Source organism: Enterobacter sp. 302C9, from assembly GCF_034106085.1.
GTDB classification, from domain to species: domain Bacteria; phylum Pseudomonadota; class Gammaproteobacteria; order Enterobacterales; family Enterobacteriaceae; genus Enterobacter; species Enterobacter asburiae_B.
The window spans coordinates 1-18,735 of record NZ_JAWNBW010000001.1; the positions used below are offsets into that span (position 1 = coordinate 1).

Sequence of the window (18,735 nt, forward strand, 5' to 3'; positions counted from 1 at the left end):
TTAGCGCGGTGGTCCCACCTGACCCCATGCCGAACTCAGAAGTGAAACGCCGTAGCGCCGATGGTAGTGTGGGGTCTCCCCATGTGAGAGTAGGGAACTGCCAGGCATCAAATTAAGTAGTAAGCCGGTGCATAAATCCGGTGGTTACAGCAGTCTTCGGTGGAGCGGTAGTTCAGTCGGTTAGAATACCTGCCTGTCACGCAGGGGGTCGCGGGTTCGAGTCCCGTCCGTTCCGCCACTTATTAAAAGCCCTGAGCTCACGCTCAGGGCTTTTTTCTTATCTGACGTTTAATTATTGCGAAATTAGCAAAAATCCTCTGCGTTTTGCGATCTTTTTCTCTATAACAACGCCAGCGATAATCTTCCTCAGTTTACGAACATAATGATTGAGGAATAGTATGACTCTCCCTGCATTTGGTCTGGGCACTTTCCGCCTGAAAGACGACGTTGTTATCGCATCGGTTAAAACCGCACTCAAACTGGGTTATCGTGCAGTTGATACGGCACAGATCTATGAAAACGAAGCTGCCGTTGGACAAGCTCTCGAAGAGAGTGGTGTACCGCGTAAAGAACTGTTTATCACCACGAAAATCTGGATTGAGAATCTCAGCAAAGATAAGCTGATCCCTAGCCTGAAAGAGAGTCTGAAAAAACTGCGTACTGACTACGTAGATCTGACCCTTATCCACTGGCCTTCACCGAATGATGCCGTCTCAGTAGAAGAATTCATGCAGGCGCTGCTGGAGGCGAAAGAGCAGGGCTTAACCCGCGAAATTGGGATCTCCAACTTCACCATTCCGCTGATGGAAAAAGCCATTGCTGCTGTTGGTGCAGAAAATATTGCGACTAACCAGATTGAGCTGTCGCCATACCTGCAAAACCGTAAAGTCGTGGACTGGGCAAAACAGAACGGGATCCACATCACTTCATACATGACGCTGGCCTACGGTAAAGCTCTGAAAGATGAAGTAATTACGCGTATTGCAGAGAAACATAACGCCACTGCTGCGCAGGTGATTCTGGCATGGGCAATGGGTGAAGGTTATGCAGTGATCCCATCATCAACTAAGCGTGAAAACCTGGCCAGCAACCTGTTAGCAATGGATCTTCATCTGGATGCTGACGATAAAAAAGCGATCGCAGCGCTGGAGTGCAACGATCGCCTGGTAAGCCCGGAAGGTTTAGCTCCTGACTGGGATTAAGTTTGACCCACCCTCTGTAACCTGAACCCTCACACAGCTCCTCCGGGAGCTGTTTTTATATGTTCACTCAGGAAGTCAATAAAGGCACGAATGCGCGTACTCACCGCTCTGTCACTGTAATACACTGCGCTAAAAGGCATTTCTACCGGCAGACGTTTATCGGCCATTAGCTCCACCAGTTCACCCCGGGCTATCTCCTTATCAATCATATAGTCTGACAAGCAGGCGATACCATTTCCTTCGAGACACAGCTGCTTCAGCGTTTCCCCGCTGTTTGACGATAATCCGCAGGTAATTTCATGAAGTTGACCATCATGACAGGCGACAGGCCAGGTGTTCAGCGACACCGGCTCCGTAAAGCCAAGGCACAGATGCTGCTTCAATTCTTCAACCGTCTCCGGTTTACCATGTTCGGCAATATACTCTGGCGATGCGATAATTTTGCGGTAGCTGGCAAACAGAGGGCGGGCACGCAAGCTTGAATCTGTCAGGGTTCCCGCCCGGATAGCCACATCCACTTTCCGTTCGATGAGGTTGATAAACGTCTCTGAGGAGACCAGCGATAGCGTCATCTCCGGATAGCGTTCGCGGAAAGGTTTGATCAGCGGCATCAGAAAATGGAGCACAACCGGCGTGGCCGCATCAATGCGCAGCAACCCACGCGGCGTGCTGCGGGTCTCCATAATCTCCGTCTCCGCTGCAGCCATCTCCTGCAATACCGACTGCACGCGGCGGAAGTAACGCTCTCCCTCTTCCGTCAGGCTCAGCTGCCGCGTCGTTCGGTTAAGCAGACTCACTCCAAGCTTCATCTCCAGTTTTTTTACCGAACGGCTGATGGCTGAGTTAGCCTGACCCAGCTGTTCGGCCGCGCGGCTAAAGCTGCCGCTTTCAACGACGGCGACAAAGATTGTCAGCTCTTCCGATGTTGCTTTCATTTTTGCACCACCTGCAAAATTCTATTGAGATTTTGACCATTTTTGTTATTTAAGCACTGGCGCATACTGCCTGTCATCTTAATCCTGATGATACGGAGTATTTTATGCCACTGGCGCTACTTGCCCTGACGATCAGTGCCTTCGCAATTGGCACGACCGAATTTGTTATCGTGGGTCTGGTTCCCACTATTGCTAACCAGCTTGCGATCTCGTTGCCTTCCGCCGGATTGCTGGTGTCTATCTACGCCCTGGGCGTCGCCGTCGGTGCGCCAGTGCTGACGGCCCTGACCGGACGTTTTCCGCGTAAGCAGCTGTTAGTCGCGCTGATGGTGCTGTTCACCGCTGGCAACATTCTGGCCTGGCAGGCGCCGGACTACACCACGCTAGTGATTGCGCGTCTGTTAACCGGCCTTGCACACGGCGTGTTCTTCTCGATTGGTTCCACCATTGCAACCAGCCTGGTGCCCAAAGAGAAAGCGGCTTCAGCGATTGCGATCATGTTTGGTGGACTGACCGTCGCACTCGTTACGGGCGTACCGCTGGGAACGTTTATCGGACAACACTTCGGCTGGCGTGAAACGTTCCTGGCCGTCTCCTTACTGGGTGCCATCGCCCTGGTGACCAGCCTGCTGCTGGTACCGTCGAATATCCCAGGCCGGGCGAGCGCCAGCCTGCGCGATCAGCTGAAGGTGCTCACGCATCCGCGTTTGCTGATTATCTACGCGGTAACTGCATTGGGCTATGGCGGCGTATTCACGGCTTTCACCTTCCTGGCGCCGATGATGCAGGACCTGGCAGGCTTTTCACCCAATGCCGTGAGCTGGATTTTGCTGGGATACGGTATTTCCGTTGCTATTGGCAATATCTGGGGCGGCAAGCTTGCGGATAAGCATGGTGCGGTACCGGCGCTGAAATTCATCTTCGCCGCCCTGGTGGTTCTGCTGATGATTTTCCAGTTCACGGCTTCGGTACACTACGCCGCGCTGGTCACTGTGCTGGTCATGGGGATCTTTGCCTTTGGTAATGTCCCCGGGCTTCAGGTTTACGTTGTCCAGAAAGCCGAGCTCTATACGCCAAATGCGGTGGATGTGGCGTCCGGTCTGAACATTGCCGCATTTAATATCGGCATTGCGCTGGGCTCCATCATTGGCGGACAAACCGTAGCGCATATTGGATTAGCCCAGACCCCGTGGATTGGCGCGGTGATTGTCCTGGTCGCCTTCCTGCTGATTGGCCTGAGTGGACGTCTCGATAAGCCAGCCCGGGTCGCGCTGGGGTAACATCAGTAAGTGCTTGCTTACAAAACTGGAAAGCGGTTTCTCAGAAATTGCGTTGAAAGTATGACCTAAAGTCCCTATAACATTAGAACCAGTCCGTTTTCCGGGCTGGTTCATGTTACAGAGGCTGTTTCCAAAAGTGCGAAAAAATACCTATGCCATGCGTTATGTTGCCGGAATGCCCGCGGAGAGGATCTTGCCTCCGGGGTCATTTGCGAGCATAAGCCAGGCATTACCCGCCGGCACACCGTTAAGCAGCGATGAGAAAATCCGTGTACTGGTGTGGAATATCTTTAAGCAGCAGCGTGCCGAATGGTTATCGGTACTCAAGAATTTTGGAAAAGATGCCCACCTGGTTCTGCTCCAGGAGGCGCAAACTACTCCTGAGCTGGTACGGTTTGCCACCACGAACTATCTTGCCGCCGACCAGGTGCCTGCATTTGTCCTGCCGCAACACCCCTCAGGTGTGATGACGCTTTCAGCAGCACATCCGGTCTATTGCTGCCCGCTGCGCGAACGTGAACCTATCCTGCGTCTGGCAAAATCGGCGCTGGTGACGGTCTATCCGCTGCCGGATACCCGAATGCTGATGGTCGTGAATATCCACGCGGTAAACTTCAGCCTGGGCGTGGATGTCTACAGTAAGCAGTTACTTCCGATCGGCGATCAGATTGCCCATCACAGCGGGCCCATCATTATGGCCGGCGATTTCAATGCCTGGAGCCGTCCGCGCATGAATGCGCTGTATCGCTTTGCGCGCGAAATGTCGCTGCGTGAAGTTCGTTTTAGCGATGACCAGCGCAAAAAAGCCTTTGGTCGTCCTCTCGATTTTGTCTTCTATCGTGGTTTGAGCGTGCACGACGCCTCGGTTCTGGTGACGCGCGCCTCGGATCATAACCCTCTACTAGTCGAATTCAGTCCCGGCAAACCTGATAAATAATGGTGTGTCAGGTCTGCCGTGGGGCAGGCCTGTGCGGGTGCTGCCCTTTATTTTTCACTCACAAAGGACAGTACGATGACAACAACACGCTCCCATCATGACAACGTAGAAAAACAGTTTGGTTCTCAGGCAAGTGCCTATCTGAGCAGTGCCGTGCATGCTTCTGGCCGCGATCTGGTGCGTCTCGGCGAACGTCTGGCGGCGTTCCCGCAGGCGCACGTGCTGGATTTAGGCTGCGGGGCAGGGCATGCCAGCTTTACGGCTGCGCAGCAGGTCGCGCATGTTACCGCGTATGACTTATCGAGCCAGATGCTGGACGTCGTTGCCGGGGCGGCAAAAGCGAAAGGGCTGAACAACATCGATACGCGCCAGGGCTATGCCGAATCCTTACCGTTCGATGATGCATCGTTTGAGGTGGTGATCAGCCGTTATTCCGCGCACCACTGGCACGATGTCGGCCAGGCATTGCGCGAGGTCAAACGTGTTCTGAAGCCGGGCGGCACCTTCATCATTATGGATGTGATGTCTCCCGGACACCCGGTGCGCAATATCTGGCTGCAGACGGTAGAAGCGCTGCGCGATACCTCGCACGTGCAAAATTACGCCAGCGGAGAGTGGTTGTCGCTTATCACTGAAGCGGGGCTGATCGCGCGCGCGTTGATTACCGATCGTTTACCGCTGGAGTTCAGCTCCTGGATCGCGCGTATGCGCACCCCGGAAGCATTGAGCCAGGCGATCAGACTGTATCAGGAGAGTGCGTCCGCGGAGGTAAAGGCGTACTTTGAACTGCAGGACGATGGCTCGTTTACCAGCGATACCATCATGGCTGAAGCGCAAAAAGCGGAATAAACAAAAAAGGCACCGAGGGGAATCGGTGCCTTTTTATCTTTCGATCGTGCTATCAGGAGTCTGGCGTCGCGCTGTTCTTCACAAACAGCGTCAGCTGGTCGCCAGGTTTCAGATTGTCAGTATCATTGTTCCAGCGCATCACATCCTTGATGTTCACGCCGTGCCGTTTTGCGATACTGGACAGTGAATCGCCCTTGCGCACGCGATAGGTAATGCTATCGCTGTTGCTGGCGAGACGCTGTGCGCTGCTACCTGCACCTACCGTCAGAGTCTGACCCACTTTCAGGCCGGAACTGCGCAGATTATTCCACTGCTGCAGATCTTTCGCATTCACGCCAAGACGTGACGCAATGCCCGAAAGCGTATCACCTGAACGAACTTTATAGCTGCGGCTGTTAACTGATGATGCATCCGCGATCAGCGTTGACTGAACGGCGGCGATTTCACCAGAAGCTAAAGACTCGCGTAACTGCTCAGCATGTTTCTGCGGAACCATTACATACTGCGGGCCACTTGCCCCCAGGGTTGAGCCTTTAACGCCAGCATTAAAGGTTTTCAATTTACTTACCGACATACCCGTCATATCAGCAACCTGTTGAATATCAACCGGATTACTGAGGCGAACACGCGCCAGTGCACGACTTTCGTCTGGTGTTGGCAGTTGTACACCGTAACGCTTGCTGTTCTTGAGTATATCGCTCAATGCCAGCATTTTCGGTACGTAAATCTTTGTTTCCTGTGGCAGTGAGAGCGACCAAAAATCGGTGGATTTACCCCGTGCTTTATTCGCTTTCATTGCCTTCAGTACACGACCTTCGCCACTATTATACGCTGCGACCGTTAACAGCCAGTCGCCGTCAAACATCTTGTTCAGACGTTGCATCATGTCGAGAGCGGCTGTCGTTGAAGCGACAACATCGCGACGCGCATCATAGTTGCGGGTCTGTTTCAGACCATAGTTTCGCCCGGTGCTCGGAATGATCTGCCAAATGCCTGCGGCATTGGCGCCAGACGTCGCGTGTGGGTCAAAAGCGCTCTCCACTATGGGTAGGAGTACCAGCTCCATAGGCATGTTACGTTTCTTAACTTGCCCGGCTATCCAGTACATATACGGCTCTGCCCGTAACGTTACATCGTGGAGATAGCTCTTATTACTTAAATACTTCTGTTTCTGTTCGCGAATCCGGGGATTTTCCGGAATTCCCATCTTTAGCTCGTCGCCAATAGAGGTCCACAAGTCTTGATCCTGCGCGTAAGATGTTCCATCGTCCATCCAGCGCGCCGAACTTGCAAACTTCCCTGCTTCCCCTTGACCAGCTGCAGAAAGGCTCTGTGCGTGCTGTTGTACGTTGCTGCCGTTTTGCGACTGGCAACCTACAAGCAGGACAGAGGCGAGTAATATCGCTTTTGCCTTCATGTGTGTGTCAATAGTTGCTTAAAAGACGAGCGATGATAACGGCGAAATTTTGAAAAGGCAACCCGCAATTATCTGAAGTTATCTTTCTTTGACCTTAACCATGCAAATCGTTGTTCTGGTTGTTGCAAATTTGTTTCTTGGTTAATTTTGTTAATTAAATCAATATCATCTGTGCGTAAAAATAAATTAATTTGGCGCTCATTTTTCAGAATTACGGGGAGTGTTTTTTGGTTTTTTGCACGTAACTCCTTCACTTTGTGATAATAATCCTGAATCGCTCGATCCTCGGGTAAGAGGCTCACTGCAAACTTCATATTTCCTAATGTATACTCATGGGCGCAACAAATGACCGTCTCATCGGGTAGCGCGTTAATCTTTTGTAAAGACTGATACATTTGAGATGACGTGCCTTCAAACAGTCTTCCGCAGCCTCCGGAGAAGAGCGTATCGCCGCAAAAAAGATAAGGCTTACTGTAGAAACACAGATGTCCCAAAGTGTGACCCGGTGTGGCAAATACGGAAAACTCCCACTCGCGTATGAGGATATTTTCGCCTTCTTCGACTACATGCGTGATTCCCTTATCTTGTGCCTCTGCCGGTCCGTAAACCACAAGATGCGTAAAATGAGCGCGCAGTTCAGGCACGCCGCCAGTGTGATCGTTATGATGATGCGTCAACAGAATGGCTTCTGGCTGCCAGCCGTTCTCTTTTATGGCGTGCAGTACAGGGGCGGATTCTCCGGGATCGACAATGACGCAGCGGCGATCGTCGTCAACCAAAACCCAGATGTAATTGTCCTGAAACGCTGGAATACTGATAAGATTCATACATTACCTCTTAGAGCGTGGCGGGTGTTTTGATGAAACCGGCAAGGATACCTCAGACTGTCGCAGCACCGGAACGTTGGGCGGAATTGCCCTGGGGTGAATACTATCGCGAAGCGTTAGAACAGCAGCTGAAGCCCTGGCTCGCGAAAATGTATGGCTTTCACCTGCTTAAGATTGGCAATCTCAGCGCGGAAATCAATACCGAAAGCTGCGCTATCTCGCATCAGGTTAACGTCTCTCTCGGCGGATCGCCGGTTCAGGTGAAAGCAGACCCGTTGCATCTGCCGTTTGCGGAAAAATCCGTCGATGCGTGTTTGCTCGCACATACGCTACCCTGGTGCAGCGATCCGCATCGTCTGCTTCGCGAAGCCGATCGCGTGCTGATTGATGACGGCTGGCTGGTACTTAGCGGATTCAATCCGCTAAGCCTGATGGGCCTGCGTAAGCTGGTACCGGTGCTACGCCGGACTCCACCTTACAACAGCCGAATGTTCACGATGATGCGTCAGCTCGACTGGCTTTCACTGCTGAATTTTGAAGTGCTCTGCTACGGTGGTTTTCAGGTGCTGCCCTGGGCGCGGCAGGGGGGCGTGGTACTGAGCACCCACCTCCCCGCGTTGGGCTGTTTGCAGTTTATCGTTGCGCGTAAGCGAACCATTCCCCTTACGCTTAACCCCATGAAGCAGAGCAAGTCGAAAACGCCCATCCGCCAGACCGTGGGCGCCACGCGGCAGTACAAAAAAACCGATTAGACGTCGGGCTGATAGCCCGCATCTTCATGTGCGGGATTGGATGCCGCAGCACGCGCCAGTTCGTCGCAGCGTTCGTTTTCCGGGTGGCCTGCGTGGCCTTTAACCCACTCCCACTTAATCTGGTGCTGGCCCAGCGCAGCATCAAGACGTTTCCAGAGATCGACGTTCTTGACCGGCTTCTTATCGGCGGTTTTCCAGCCGCGTTTTTTCCAGTTATGGATCCACTGGGTGATCCCCTGACGCACGTACTGACTGTCGGTGCTTAGCACCACGTCACAATGTTCTTTTAACGCCTCCAGCGCCACGATGGCCGCCATCAATTCCATTCGGTTGTTGGTGGTCAGAAAATAGCCTTCGCTAAAGGTTTTTTCGTGCTGGCGATAGCGCATAATCGCGCCGTAGCCGCCGGGTCCTGGGTTACCGAGACAAGATCCATCGGTGAAAATTTCTACCTGTTTACGCATCTCTGGTAGACTTCCTGTATTCGAAACGTTCAGTTAAACGATAAGTCTGACATAAATGACCGCTATGAGCACTGCAATTACTCGCCAGATTGTCCTCGATACCGAAACCACCGGTATGAACCAGATCGGCGCGCACTACGAGGGGCATAAGATCATCGAGATCGGTGCCGTTGAAGTGGTGAACCGTCGTCTTACGGGGAACAACTTCCACGTCTACCTCAAACCCGATCGGCTGGTGGATCCGGAAGCATTCGGCGTTCACGGGATTGCCGATGAGTTCTTGCTGGATAAGCCGACTTTTGCGGATGTCGCTGACGAGTTCCTGGAATACATCAAGGGCGCCGAGCTTGTCATCCATAACGCATCGTTCGATATCGGCTTTATGGATTATGAATTCAGCAAGCTTAATCGTGATATTCCGAAGACGAACACCTTCTGTAAGGTGACGGACAGCCTGGCGCTGGCAAGGAAGATGTTCCCCGGCAAGCGTAACAGCCTGGATGCACTCTGCTCGCGCTACGAGATAGACAATACCAAGCGAACGCTCCACGGGGCGTTGCTCGATGCCCAGATCCTGGCCGATGTCTATCTGACGATGACCGGCGGGCAGACGTCAATGAAGTTCAGTATGGAAAATGAATCCCAGCAGACGCAAGGCGAAGCGGGCATTCAGCGTGTTGTCCGTCAGGCCAGTCGGTTGCGGGTTATTTTAGCCAGTGACGAAGAGCTTCTTAACCACGAATCCCGGCTTGATCTGGTCCAGAAGAAGGGCGGCAGCTGTTTGTGGCGCGCCTGAAAAAACGCCTTAATGCCTGTAAAATCATCGTTTGGGCGATTTTTGCAGCAAACGATTCAAAACGTGAGAAAAAGCGTTGACGAGATCGGAGGCGCACCGTAATATGCGCCTCGTTCCCCAAACGGGAACAGTGGAGCGGTAGTTCAGTCGGTTAGAATACCTGCCTGTCACGCAGGGGGTCGCGGGTTCGAGTCCCGTCCGTTCCGCCACTATTCAGGAGGCCTGAATCAGAAATGATTCAGGCCTTCGTCGTTTCAGCCTTCAGTAATCTCATTCTCTCCCTTATCGTTAACAAAAAGTTAATACTCATAGTGCAATTTATTAACAATTGCACGGATATAGTGCATAATTTGCACTGTAATTGTGCATTTCTCCATCACTCCTCTCTTCGCACCTCATTCAGAATGTTTCTTTCTGTTAAAATAATTCACGCAGAATCATCTGGTTATCTCCTGCTTTCCAAAAATATACCGAACCAATTGCGTATTGGTTTGGTTATTGCTTAATCATTAGCACGATAAGCTTCATTCCATATCAATAACTTATCGTTAATAAAAATAAAGTCATGATGAAAGCGAGCGAACCAATATGGAAAAACCGTCACGGTTTCTGGCCAATTCCAGCACCGCGCTTGAGCAGTTGCGCGGGCTTATCAACCAGCATGAGTCAACACCAGGCATACCGCTGCCCACGGAACGTGAGCTGTCGGACACTCTCGGCGTAGGACGACGTGAAGTGCGTCGTGCGCTGGATGTGCTGGAAGAAGAGGGGCGCATCTGGCGTAAGCAGGGCAAAGGGACCTTTATTGGCCCGGCGGCACCTGTTGAACCGCTGGCCCTTCAGGGATTGGTTCAGCAGACCAACCTTCTGGAAGTGATGGAAGCTCGTCTACAGCTCGAACCCGGCTTAGCCCGGCTTGCGGCACTGCGTGCCACCAGGGAAAACCTCGCGCTTATGCAGCGCATGCTGGAACGCATCGACAAGGTCAGCCCGGACGACCGCGATCTCAACGAACTCTGGGACAGCGCCTTTCACCGGGCGATTGCCGAGGCGGCGGGCAACCGTCTGATGCTCGGCCTGTTTGATGCCATTGATGCCGTTCGGCGCGAACCGGGCTGGCAGCATCTGCGCGAATTAGCCCGCACGCCCGAACGTGTCGACAGCTATAACGACCACCACCATAAGATCATGTCTGCGATTATCCATCGCCAGCCTAATGAAGCCGCGGCCGCCATGCGCGAACACCTGCTCAGCCTGCAAACCGCCCTGATTCAGGCGATCCACCTTGAGGACGACTTCACGCCATGACGACAATACCCTTTAAGGACGCCACACCCGTATTGCGGGTGCAAAACCTCAACGTTACGTTTGCTGGCTCGCCGGTTAGCGTGCTTGATGGTATCTCGCTGACCGTCAGGGCGGGCGAAACGCTGGCGCTGGTGGGGGAGTCCGGCTGCGGGAAAAGTATTACCTCACTGGCGCTGATGGGGTTACTGCCCGCCAGCGCGCAGATTGTCAGCGGTGAGATGCAGTTTCGCCGCCACGACCTTCGAAAGCTCTCACCGCGCGAGTATGCCGATCTGCGCGGCAGCGAGCTGGCGATGATTTTTCAGGAGCCAATGACCTCGCTCAATCCGGCGTTCACGCTGGGGGATCAGCTGAGCGAAGCGGTCATGCGGCACCAGAACGTCTCGCGCGCAGAGGCGATGAAGGTCGCGCTGCAGATCCTCGAGAAGGTGCAGATCCCGGCGGCAGAGATGCGCCTGAAAGCATATCCCCACCAGCTTTCCGGCGGCATGCGCCAGCGCGTGATGATTGCGATGGCGCTGATTAACCACCCTAAACTGCTGATTGCCGACGAGCCGACCACAGCGCTCGACGTCACCATCCAGGCGCAAATCCTCGCCTTGCTCAACGCCTTAAAAGAGGAAACCGGCACGGCGGTGCTGATGATCACCCACGATTTGGGCGTGGTGGCAGAAGTCGCCCAGCAGGTCGCGGTGATGTATGCCGGGCAGGTGGTGGAGCAGGGGAGCGTGGAGGCAATATTCGCCGATCCGCAGCACCCGTACACCATCGGCCTGATGGGGTCGATCCCCTCGCTGGGCGCACGCAAGGGCCAGCTCTCCACCATTCCCGGCGCGGTCCCGCTCCCGGAATCCATGCCGAAAGGCTGCCGTTTTGCCACCCGCTGTCCGTTTGCGCAGTCGCGTTGCCATGATGAAAAACCGCAGCTCACCGCGCTCGGCGCGGGCCATCAGGTCGCCTGCTTCCGCGTGCCGCTCGAACAGCACATTGCCCTGGGAGAAATCGCATGACCACGCCCATTCTTGAAGCCCGTGACCTCAGCAAGCTTTTCCCCGGCCCCAAAAAACTCTTTACTCCGGCACGCTTTGTCACGGCGGTCGATCGCGTTTCGCTTGCCGTGATGCCGGGCGAAACGCTGGCGATTGTCGGCGAGTCCGGCTCCGGGAAATCTACCCTCGGCCGCCTGCTGCTGCGCCTGCTGGCCGCCAGCGAAGGGCGCGTGTTTTACCAGGGTGAAGAGTTCACCGACGCCTCCGGTGCCCGCCTGAACCAGCTCCGGCGCGAGCTGCAGATTATTTTTCAGGATCCCTTCGCCTCGCTCAACCCGCGCATGACGGTGGAGCAGATCGTCGGTGAGCCGCTGTGGCTGCACCAGAACATGAAAAAAGCGGACCGTCAGTATCGCGTTGCCGAGCTGCTTAAAACCGTGGGCCTGCCTGCCGCCTGGGCCGGGCGCTATCCGCACGAGTTTTCCGGCGGGCAGCGCCAGCGTATCGGCATTGCGCGCGCGCTGGCCTCGGGACCGAAGCTGCTGCTGGGCGATGAGCCGGTATCCGCGCTGGATGTGTCCGTTCAGGCGCAGGTGGTTAACCTGCTGGAGAGCCTGAAGCACCAGCTGGGGCTGACGATGGTGATTGTCGCCCACGGCCTGGCGGTGATCCGCCATATGAGCGACCGCGTGGCGGTCATGTATCTCGGGCAAATCGTCGAGCTTGCCAACGTCGACGAGATTTTTGACGCGCCGCTGCATCCCTATACTCAGGCGCTGATCGCCTCGGCACCGCAGATGCAGCCGGGCGTTGAGCGCGACGCGCTGCTGCTGCAGGGGGATCTGCCCAACCCGGCCAGCCCGCCGTCCGGCTGCCGTTTCCACACCCGCTGCCCGTACGTCACCGATGAATGCCGCCAGGTTGAGCCGATCAATCAGGTGCTCGACGGCGGGCGTCAGGTTGCCTGTCATCGCTGGCAGGAGATCAACCGCGATCGCAGCGTTATTCAGATCGCACCGCCATCCGCCGCCTTTCTGCGCCGCCGCGCGCTGTTTGAACACGCGGCCACTCACTCGTCCCTTCCTTCAAGGAACTCATGATAATGACAATGCGTAATTCTCTTTTGACCGTACTGGGAAGTGTTATGTTGCTTGGCGCGGCGCTGCCCGCCCATTCTGAAAGCGTGCTGCGAATCGGCCTGGGCGCTGACCCGGACATGCTCGACCCGCATCTGGCGCGCACCTACTATGGCCGCTTCGTCTTTGCCTCCCTGTGCGACAGGCTGGTGGACGTGGATGAAAATCTGAAGGTCGTCCCCGGCCTGGCTAAAGACTGGGCGTGGGGTGACGACGGTAAAACCCTGACGCTCAATCTGCGCGAAGGCGTCACCTTCCACGACGGTGAGAAATTCGATGCCGCCGCGGCAAAATACAACCTCGACCGCGCCCTGACCCTGAAAGGATCCCTGCGTAAGAGCGAGATCTCCTCCGTTGAATCGGTCGAGGTCACCGGCCCGATGCAGATTGCGCTGCACCTGAAGACCCCCGATGCCGCGCTGCTGATGCAGCTCACCGACCGCGCCGGGGCAATGATGGCCCCGGAGGCGGCGAAAAAGCCGGACTTTGCCGCCCACCCGGTCTGCTCCGGCCCGTATAAATTCGACAGCCGCGTGTCCCAGGACCGCATCGTTCTGACCCGCTTCGACAACTACTGGAACAAAGACGCCTACCACTTCGACAAAATCATCTATCTGCCGATCCCGGATGCCTCCGTGCGCCTCGCGAACCTGCGGGCGGGCGATCTTGACCTGACCGAAGGCATCGCCGCCAGCGACGTTAAAACGGTCGAAGCCGACAGCAAGCTGGCGCTGGCGAAGGTAACCGGTCTCGGCTATCAGGGCATTACCTTCAACATCAACAACGGCAAGGTGCCGGCCAACGATCCGTTCAAGGACGCCCGCGTGCGCGAGGCGTTTTCTCAGGCCATCGACCGCGATGCGTTAAACCAGGTGGTCTTCGAAGGGCTTTACACCCCGGCAAACCAGGCGTTTTCCCCGGTCAGCCCGTATCACGTTAACCTGCCGGTCCCGCCGCGTGACGTTGACAAAGCCAAAGCGCTGCTGAAGGCGGCAGGCGTCGCCGCGCCGCTGACCGTCAACCTGCTGGTGCCGAACAACCCAACCTCGCAGCAGGTGGGCCAGGTGCTGCAGGCGATGGTCGCCGAGGCCGGATTTAACCTGAACCTGCAGATGACCGAATTCGCCACGCTGCTCGACCGCCAGCAGAGCGGCGACTATCAGCTGAGCTTCTCCGGCTGGTCGGGACGCCCGGATCCGGACGGCAGCATCTACGGCTTTATCAACAGCAAAGGCACGCTCAACGACGGCCGCTACAGCAACGCGCAGGTCGATGAGTGGCTGACCCAGGCGCGCCAGAGCACCGACCAGGCCGCACGCCAGCCGCTGTACGACAAGGTGGTGAAGCAGCTGCAAACCGACATGCCGATTGCCTACCTCTACTTCGAGCCGCGCATTTTCGGGCTGAACAAAAGCGTGCAGGGCTTTAAGCCGTACCCGGACGGCATCGTGCGTCTGGCGGGTTTAACGCTGGCGAAATAAAGGTCCTGAGGAGAACCCATGCTGGAAATGATTTGCAAACGTCTGCTGCTGGCCGTCCCGACGCTATTGCTGGTAAGCATGATGGTGTTCGGGCTGCAAAAGCTGCTGCCCGGCGACCCGCTAATCGCCATGGCCGGGGAGGAGCGCGACCCGGCGGTCATCGCCCAGCTGCGCGCGGAGCTTAACCTCGATGCGCCGATCCCCGTGCAGTATTTCCACTGGCTGACGCGGGCGCTGCAGGGCGATCTGGGCGTCTCCTTACGCACGCACGAACCGGTGACGCAGCTGATCGCCAGCAAGCTGCCGGTCACGCTGGAGCTGTCGCTGCTGGCGATGATTATCGCGCTGGTGTTTGGCATCAGCATGGGGATCCTCGCGGCGGTGAACAAAAACAGCTGGGTCGATCACGGGGCGAACTTCGTGGCGATCTCGGGGATCTCGATCCCGCACTTCTGGCTGGGGATCCTGCTGATTCTGGTCTTTTCGGTGAACCTGCAGTGGCTGCCCGCGTCCGGCTACGTGCCGTTCAGTGAAGATCCGCTCCAGAACCTGCGCACGCTGCTGCTGCCCGCGTCCGTGCTCGGAACGGGCCTTGCGGCGACGCTGATGCGCCATACCCGCGCCTCGATGATTGCGGTCCTGAAGGCGGATTACATCCGCACCGCGCGCGCTAAGGGGCTGCTGCCAAAGGCGGTGATCCTGAAGCACGCGTTTCGCAACGCGCTGGTGCCGGTCATCACCCTCACCACGCTGCTGTTTGGCGAGCTGCTGGGCGGCGCGGTGCTGACCGAGCAGGTCTTCACCATTCCGGGCTTCGGCAAGATGATCGTCGACTCGGTATTTAACCGTGACTACGCGGTGGTGCAGGGCGTGATGCTGATCGTGGCGATCGGCTTCCTGATGCTCAACCTGCTGGCCGACGTGCTCTACGTCCTTATCAACCCGAAAATGCGAGGTTAACCATGGCGGAACTGACGACGCAAACCGTTACGCCCGCGCTGCCGCGCGCGCAGAACCGGGTGCTGAAGAAATTCCTCGCCAACAAAAGCGCGGTGATTGGCGCGGTGGTGGTGGGATTCTTTGTGCTGGTGGCGCTGCTGGCGCCGTGGATCGCCCCGTTTGACCCGGTCAAAGCCAACTTCCTGGCGGTGCGCAAAGCGCCGTCGGCGATGTACTGGTTCGGCACCGACGAGCTGGGGCGCGACATTTTATCCCGCATTATCTGGGGTGCGCGCACCTCGCTGATGGCAGGCTGTATGTCGGTCGTTATCGCGGTGGTCATCGGCGTGCCGCTGGGGCTGGTGGCGGGTTACTTCCAGAAGATGTGGGACGGCGTGATCTCGCGGTTTATCGAGGCGCTGCTGGCCTGTCCGTTCCTGATCATGGCGATCGCGCTGGGGGCGTTTTTGGGCCCGAGCCTGACGAACGCCATGATCGCCATCGGTCTTTCGGCGATGCCGATCTTCGCCCGCCTGACGCGCGGCCAGGTGATCGCCATTCGCAACGAAGAGTATATCGACGGCGCGCGGGCGATTGGCCTGCCGGATCGCTGGATCATCATTAAATACGTCCTGCCGAACGTGATGTCGCCGATCCTGGTGCAGGCCACGCTGGCGATTGCCTCGGCGATTATCGCCGAAGCCAGCCTGTCGTTTTTGGGGCTGGGGCAGCAGCCGCCCAATCCGTCCTGGGGCTCCATGCTCAACACCGCGAAAGGGTTTCTGGAGCAGGCGCCGTGGATGTCCGTTTTCCCCGGCGTGGCGATTTTCCTTGCCGTGCAGGGCTTTAATTTACTCGGTGACGGGCTGCGCGATGCGCTCGATCCGCGCCACGACTAAGGAGTCATGATGACCAAAGCGCTTGATTTTACATCCGGTTACGCTTCACGCCGCCCGCCAATGATGGGCCGTAACGCCGTCGCCACGTCGCAACCGCTGGCGGCGCAGGCGGGAATGAAAATGCTGCAGCTGGGCGGCAACGCCGTTGATGCGGCGATTGCCACCGCGATGGCGCTGACGGTGGTTGAGCCGACCGGCAACGGGATCGGCAGCGACGCCTTTGCCATCGTCTGGGACGGCGAAAAGCTGCACGGCCTCAACGCGTCCGGTCGTTCGCCTGCAAGCTGGCATGCGGATCTGTTTGCCGGTAAAAACGCGGTGCCGGAAATTGGCTGGGACGCGGTGACCGTGCCGGGTGCGGTATCCGGCTGGGTCGCGCTGGCGGAACGCTTCGGCACGCTGCCGCTGACCACGCTGGCGCAGCCAGCCATTGACTACGCGCGCAACGGTTTCCCTGTCTCCCCGCTGATTGGCCATCTCTGGCAGCGCGGCTATAGCAAGCTGAAAGATCAGCCGGGCTTCAGCGCCTGCTTCGCGCCGGAAGGCCGCGCCCCGCGCGTGGGGGAAATCTTCCGTAACCCGGCGCAGGCGAACTCGCTGGAGCTGATTGCCCGCACCAACGGTGAAGCCTTTTACCGCGGCGAGCTGGCGCAGAAAATTGCCGCTTTTGCCAAAGAACACGGCGCGCACCTGACGGCTGAAGATCTGGCAAACCACCGCGTGGACTGGGTAGAGCTGCTGTCGCGCGACTTTGCGGGCGGTTCGGTGCAGGAATTGCCGCCAAACGGCCAGGGGATCGCCACGCTGATTGCGCTCGGCATTCTGGAGCAGTGCGGCATTGAGAAGCATCACCCGGATTCCGTGCAGTCCCTGCACCTGTCCATTGAGGCGATGAAGCTGGCGCTGGCGGATCTCGACCGCTACGTGGCGGATGAAGACCATATGGCGTTCGCGGCGAAAGAGCTGCTGAGCGACCATTATCTGAAGTCGCGCGCGGCGCTTATCAATCACGAGCACGCCTCTGATTTCGTTTACGGTTCCCCGACGCAGAGCGGCACGGTCTACATCAGCACCGCCGACGCCAGCGGGATGATGGTTTCGTTTATTCAGTCCAACTACATGGGCTTTGGTTCAGGCATTGTGGTGCCGGATACGGGGATCAGCCTGCAAAACCGGGGCTGCGGGTTTGTGCTGGATCCCAATCACCCGAACGCGCTGGCGGGCAGCAAGCGACCGTTCCACACCATCATTCCGGGCTTTGCGATGGACGGCAGCGGCCAGCCGCTGATGTCTTTCGGCGTGATGGGTGGCCCGATGCAGGCGCAGGGGCACATGCAGATGGCGCTGCGCATTATGCTGCACGGGCAAAACCCACAGGCGGCAATCGATGCCCCGCGCTGGCGCGTGGTGCAGGGCAGGGAGGTGATCGTTGAATCGACATTCGATCGCAATACTATCGCCGCGCTGCGAGAGCGGGGGCATCAGATCGTGGTGGAAGATCCGCTTCAGGATTACAACTTCGGCGGGGCGCAGGTGATTTATCGCCTGCCGGAAGGACACTACGTGGCCGCGACGGAAAGCCGCAAAGACGGGCAGGCGCTGGTGAGTTAATGTTTTATCCTCCCTCTCCCGTTGGGAGAGGGGCGGGGTGAGGGGAAAATTTCAGCCAATGCTAAACGGATCTGCATCCTGCCAGGCCGGAAACTTCTCGCGATACTCCTGCAGCGCCGTCAACGACAGCTCGGCATCAATGCGCGTCGCCTGATGCGGCTCGGCGGTGGCAATGATCTCGCCCTGCGGGTTCACCACCCGGCTGTCGCCGCGGTAGTGATGCCCGTTGCCGTCGGTTCCCACGCGGTTACAGCCCACCACGTACGCCTGGTTCTCAATCGCGCGCGCTACCAGCAGCGACTGCCAGTGGAGGGAGCGCGGTGCAGGCCAGTTGGCAACATACAGCGCCAGGTCGTAATCGTTGCGGTTGCGCGACCACACCGGGAAGCGCAGGTCGTAGCAGACCAGCGGCAAAATACGCCAGCCGCGCCACTCGAACACCACGCGCTCGTGACCCGCTTCATAGTGATGATGCTCATCCGCCATGCGGAACAGGTGGCGTTTATCGTAAAAATGCACTTTCCCTTCCGGCTCCACCAGCAGGAAGCGGTTCACCGGCCCGCGATCCGTTTGCAGGGCAGCGCTCCCGGCGATCAGCGCGTTGGTCTGCTGCGCTTTGGCATGCATCCAGGCGACAACCTCATCATGAGGCATTGACTGTTGTGCCGCTTCCATGGCGAATCCGGTGGTGAACATTTCCGGCAGGACAATCACATCACGCCCGGTAATCTCTTCCAGTTGACGATCAAAGTGGCGCAGGTTGGCGGGGCCATCCATCCACACTAAAGGTTGCTGCAAAATAGAAATCTTCAAACCAGGCACGATACAGACTCCTCAAAAGACCGCTTTTTGACACTGTAGCACGTCATTACGAGAAAATGTGGCAATAAAAAACCCCGCGCGAGGCGGGGTT

18 protein-coding genes, 2 tRNA genes and 1 rRNA gene are annotated in these 18,735 nt (G+C 56.9%); 16 read left to right on the forward strand and 5 right to left on the reverse strand.

Translation table 11 applies throughout. The annotated features are described in order from the left end of the window. The 3 genes from rrf to dkgB all read left to right on the forward strand — a co-directional run. Positions 1-106: ribosomal RNA gene (rrf, locus tag UR289_RS00005) — 5S ribosomal RNA — on the forward strand; the annotation flags it as partial. A 55-nt stretch (positions 107-161) separates the two neighbouring features. Next, positions 162-238: transfer RNA gene (locus tag UR289_RS00010), tRNA-Asp, on the forward strand. A 160-nt stretch (positions 239-398) separates the two neighbouring features. Beyond that, a complete protein-coding gene (gene dkgB / locus UR289_RS00015) occupies positions 399-1,202 on the forward strand; it encodes a 2,5-didehydrogluconate reductase DkgB (RefSeq protein WP_320708935.1) in 804 nt (267 codons plus the stop codon). 29 nt (positions 1,203-1,231) lie between these two features. Here the strand turns inward: dkgB and yafC are convergent, their stop codons facing one another. Continuing rightward, positions 1,232-2,137 (reverse strand): DNA-binding transcriptional regulator YafC, encoded by a 906-nt coding sequence (gene yafC / locus UR289_RS00020; RefSeq protein WP_033144685.1) that lies wholly within the window; start codon positions 2,135-2,137, stop codon positions 1,232-1,234. 104 nt (positions 2,138-2,241) lie between these two features. Here yafC and UR289_RS00025 point away from each other — a divergent pair, with 104 nt between their 5' ends. From UR289_RS00025 to UR289_RS00035, 3 genes are all read left to right on the forward strand, one after another. Further along, the gene (locus UR289_RS00025; RefSeq protein ID WP_211437652.1) at positions 2,242-3,417 is read left to right on the forward strand and encodes an MFS transporter; all 1,176 of its coding nucleotides are present in this window, start codon (positions 2,242-2,244) and stop codon (positions 3,415-3,417) included. A 136-nt stretch (positions 3,418-3,553) separates the two neighbouring features. Then, positions 3,554-4,354: an endonuclease/exonuclease/phosphatase family protein gene (locus UR289_RS00030; RefSeq protein ID WP_024909448.1), complete on the forward strand. Its 801-nt coding sequence runs from the start codon at positions 3,554-3,556 to the stop codon at positions 4,352-4,354. Positions 4,355-4,429: 75 nt separating this feature from the next. Next, positions 4,430-5,203 carry a class I SAM-dependent methyltransferase gene (locus UR289_RS00035; RefSeq protein ID WP_320708936.1) on the forward strand — a complete coding sequence of 258 codons (774 nt, stop codon included), beginning with the start codon at positions 4,430-4,432 and terminating at the stop codon, positions 5,201-5,203. 52 nt (positions 5,204-5,255) lie between these two features. On the opposite strand, the gene mltD is transcribed toward UR289_RS00035, so the two are convergent. After that, positions 5,256-6,620: a murein transglycosylase D gene (gene mltD / locus UR289_RS00040; RefSeq protein WP_032661729.1), complete on the reverse strand. Its 1,365-nt coding sequence runs from the start codon at positions 6,618-6,620 to the stop codon at positions 5,256-5,258. Between the two features lie 68 nt (positions 6,621-6,688). Then, positions 6,689-7,447, reverse strand: a complete 759-nt coding sequence (gene gloB / locus UR289_RS00045; RefSeq protein WP_320708937.1) for a hydroxyacylglutathione hydrolase — start codon at positions 7,445-7,447, stop codon at positions 6,689-6,691. 32 nt (positions 7,448-7,479) lie between these two features. Here gloB and UR289_RS00050 point away from each other — a divergent pair, with 32 nt between their 5' ends. After that, the gene (locus tag UR289_RS00050; RefSeq protein WP_023310484.1) at positions 7,480-8,199 is read left to right on the forward strand and encodes a class I SAM-dependent methyltransferase; all 720 of its coding nucleotides are present in this window, start codon (positions 7,480-7,482) and stop codon (positions 8,197-8,199) included. On the opposite strand, the gene rnhA is transcribed toward UR289_RS00050, so the two are convergent. Continuing rightward, positions 8,196-8,663 carry a ribonuclease HI gene (rnhA, locus tag UR289_RS00055; RefSeq protein WP_023334599.1) on the reverse strand — a complete coding sequence of 156 codons (468 nt, stop codon included), beginning with the start codon at positions 8,661-8,663 and terminating at the stop codon, positions 8,196-8,198. The genes UR289_RS00050 and rnhA overlap by 4 nt on opposite strands. Positions 8,664-8,727: 64 nt before the next feature. Between rnhA and dnaQ the strand changes: the two genes are divergently transcribed. From dnaQ to UR289_RS00100, 9 genes are all read left to right on the forward strand, one after another. Continuing rightward, positions 8,728-9,459, forward strand: a complete 732-nt coding sequence (gene dnaQ, locus UR289_RS00060; protein ID WP_055703371.1) for a DNA polymerase III subunit epsilon — start codon at positions 8,728-8,730, stop codon at positions 9,457-9,459. Between the two features lie 132 nt (positions 9,460-9,591). Beyond that, a tRNA-Asp gene (locus tag UR289_RS00065) sits at positions 9,592-9,668 on the forward strand. A gap of 379 nt (positions 9,669-10,047) precedes the next feature. Next, positions 10,048-10,767: a FadR/GntR family transcriptional regulator gene (locus tag UR289_RS00070; RefSeq protein WP_023334601.1), complete on the forward strand. Its 720-nt coding sequence runs from the start codon at positions 10,048-10,050 to the stop codon at positions 10,765-10,767. Beyond that, a complete protein-coding gene (locus tag UR289_RS00075; RefSeq protein WP_320708938.1) occupies positions 10,764-11,777 on the forward strand; it encodes an ABC transporter ATP-binding protein in 1,014 nt (337 codons plus the stop codon). The genes UR289_RS00070 and UR289_RS00075 overlap by 4 nt, the downstream gene beginning before the upstream one ends. After that, positions 11,774-12,856 carry an oligopeptide/dipeptide ABC transporter ATP-binding protein gene (locus UR289_RS00080; RefSeq protein WP_320708939.1) on the forward strand — a complete coding sequence of 361 codons (1,083 nt, stop codon included), beginning with the start codon at positions 11,774-11,776 and terminating at the stop codon, positions 12,854-12,856. The genes UR289_RS00075 and UR289_RS00080 overlap by 4 nt, the downstream gene beginning before the upstream one ends. A gap of 2 nt (positions 12,857-12,858) precedes the next feature. Beyond that, positions 12,859-14,373: an ABC transporter substrate-binding protein gene (locus UR289_RS00085; RefSeq protein ID WP_320708940.1), complete on the forward strand. Its 1,515-nt coding sequence runs from the start codon at positions 12,859-12,861 to the stop codon at positions 14,371-14,373. Between the two features lie 18 nt (positions 14,374-14,391). After that, positions 14,392-15,333, forward strand: a complete 942-nt coding sequence (locus UR289_RS00090) for an ABC transporter permease (protein ID WP_320708941.1) — start codon at positions 14,392-14,394, stop codon at positions 15,331-15,333. A 2-nt stretch (positions 15,334-15,335) separates the two neighbouring features. Next, entirely contained in the window at positions 15,336-16,211 is an 876-nt protein-coding gene (locus UR289_RS00095) for an ABC transporter permease (protein WP_029739694.1), read from the forward strand. A 9-nt stretch (positions 16,212-16,220) separates the two neighbouring features. Next, positions 16,221-17,822: a gamma-glutamyltransferase family protein gene (locus UR289_RS00100; protein WP_196354813.1), complete on the forward strand. Its 1,602-nt coding sequence runs from the start codon at positions 16,221-16,223 to the stop codon at positions 17,820-17,822. Between the two features lie 51 nt (positions 17,823-17,873). Here UR289_RS00100 and UR289_RS00105 read toward each other — a convergent pair whose 3' ends face one another. Next, positions 17,874-18,644, reverse strand: a complete 771-nt coding sequence (locus UR289_RS00105; RefSeq protein WP_320708942.1) for an amidohydrolase — start codon at positions 18,642-18,644, stop codon at positions 17,874-17,876. Positions 18,645-18,735 lie beyond the last annotated feature (91 nt).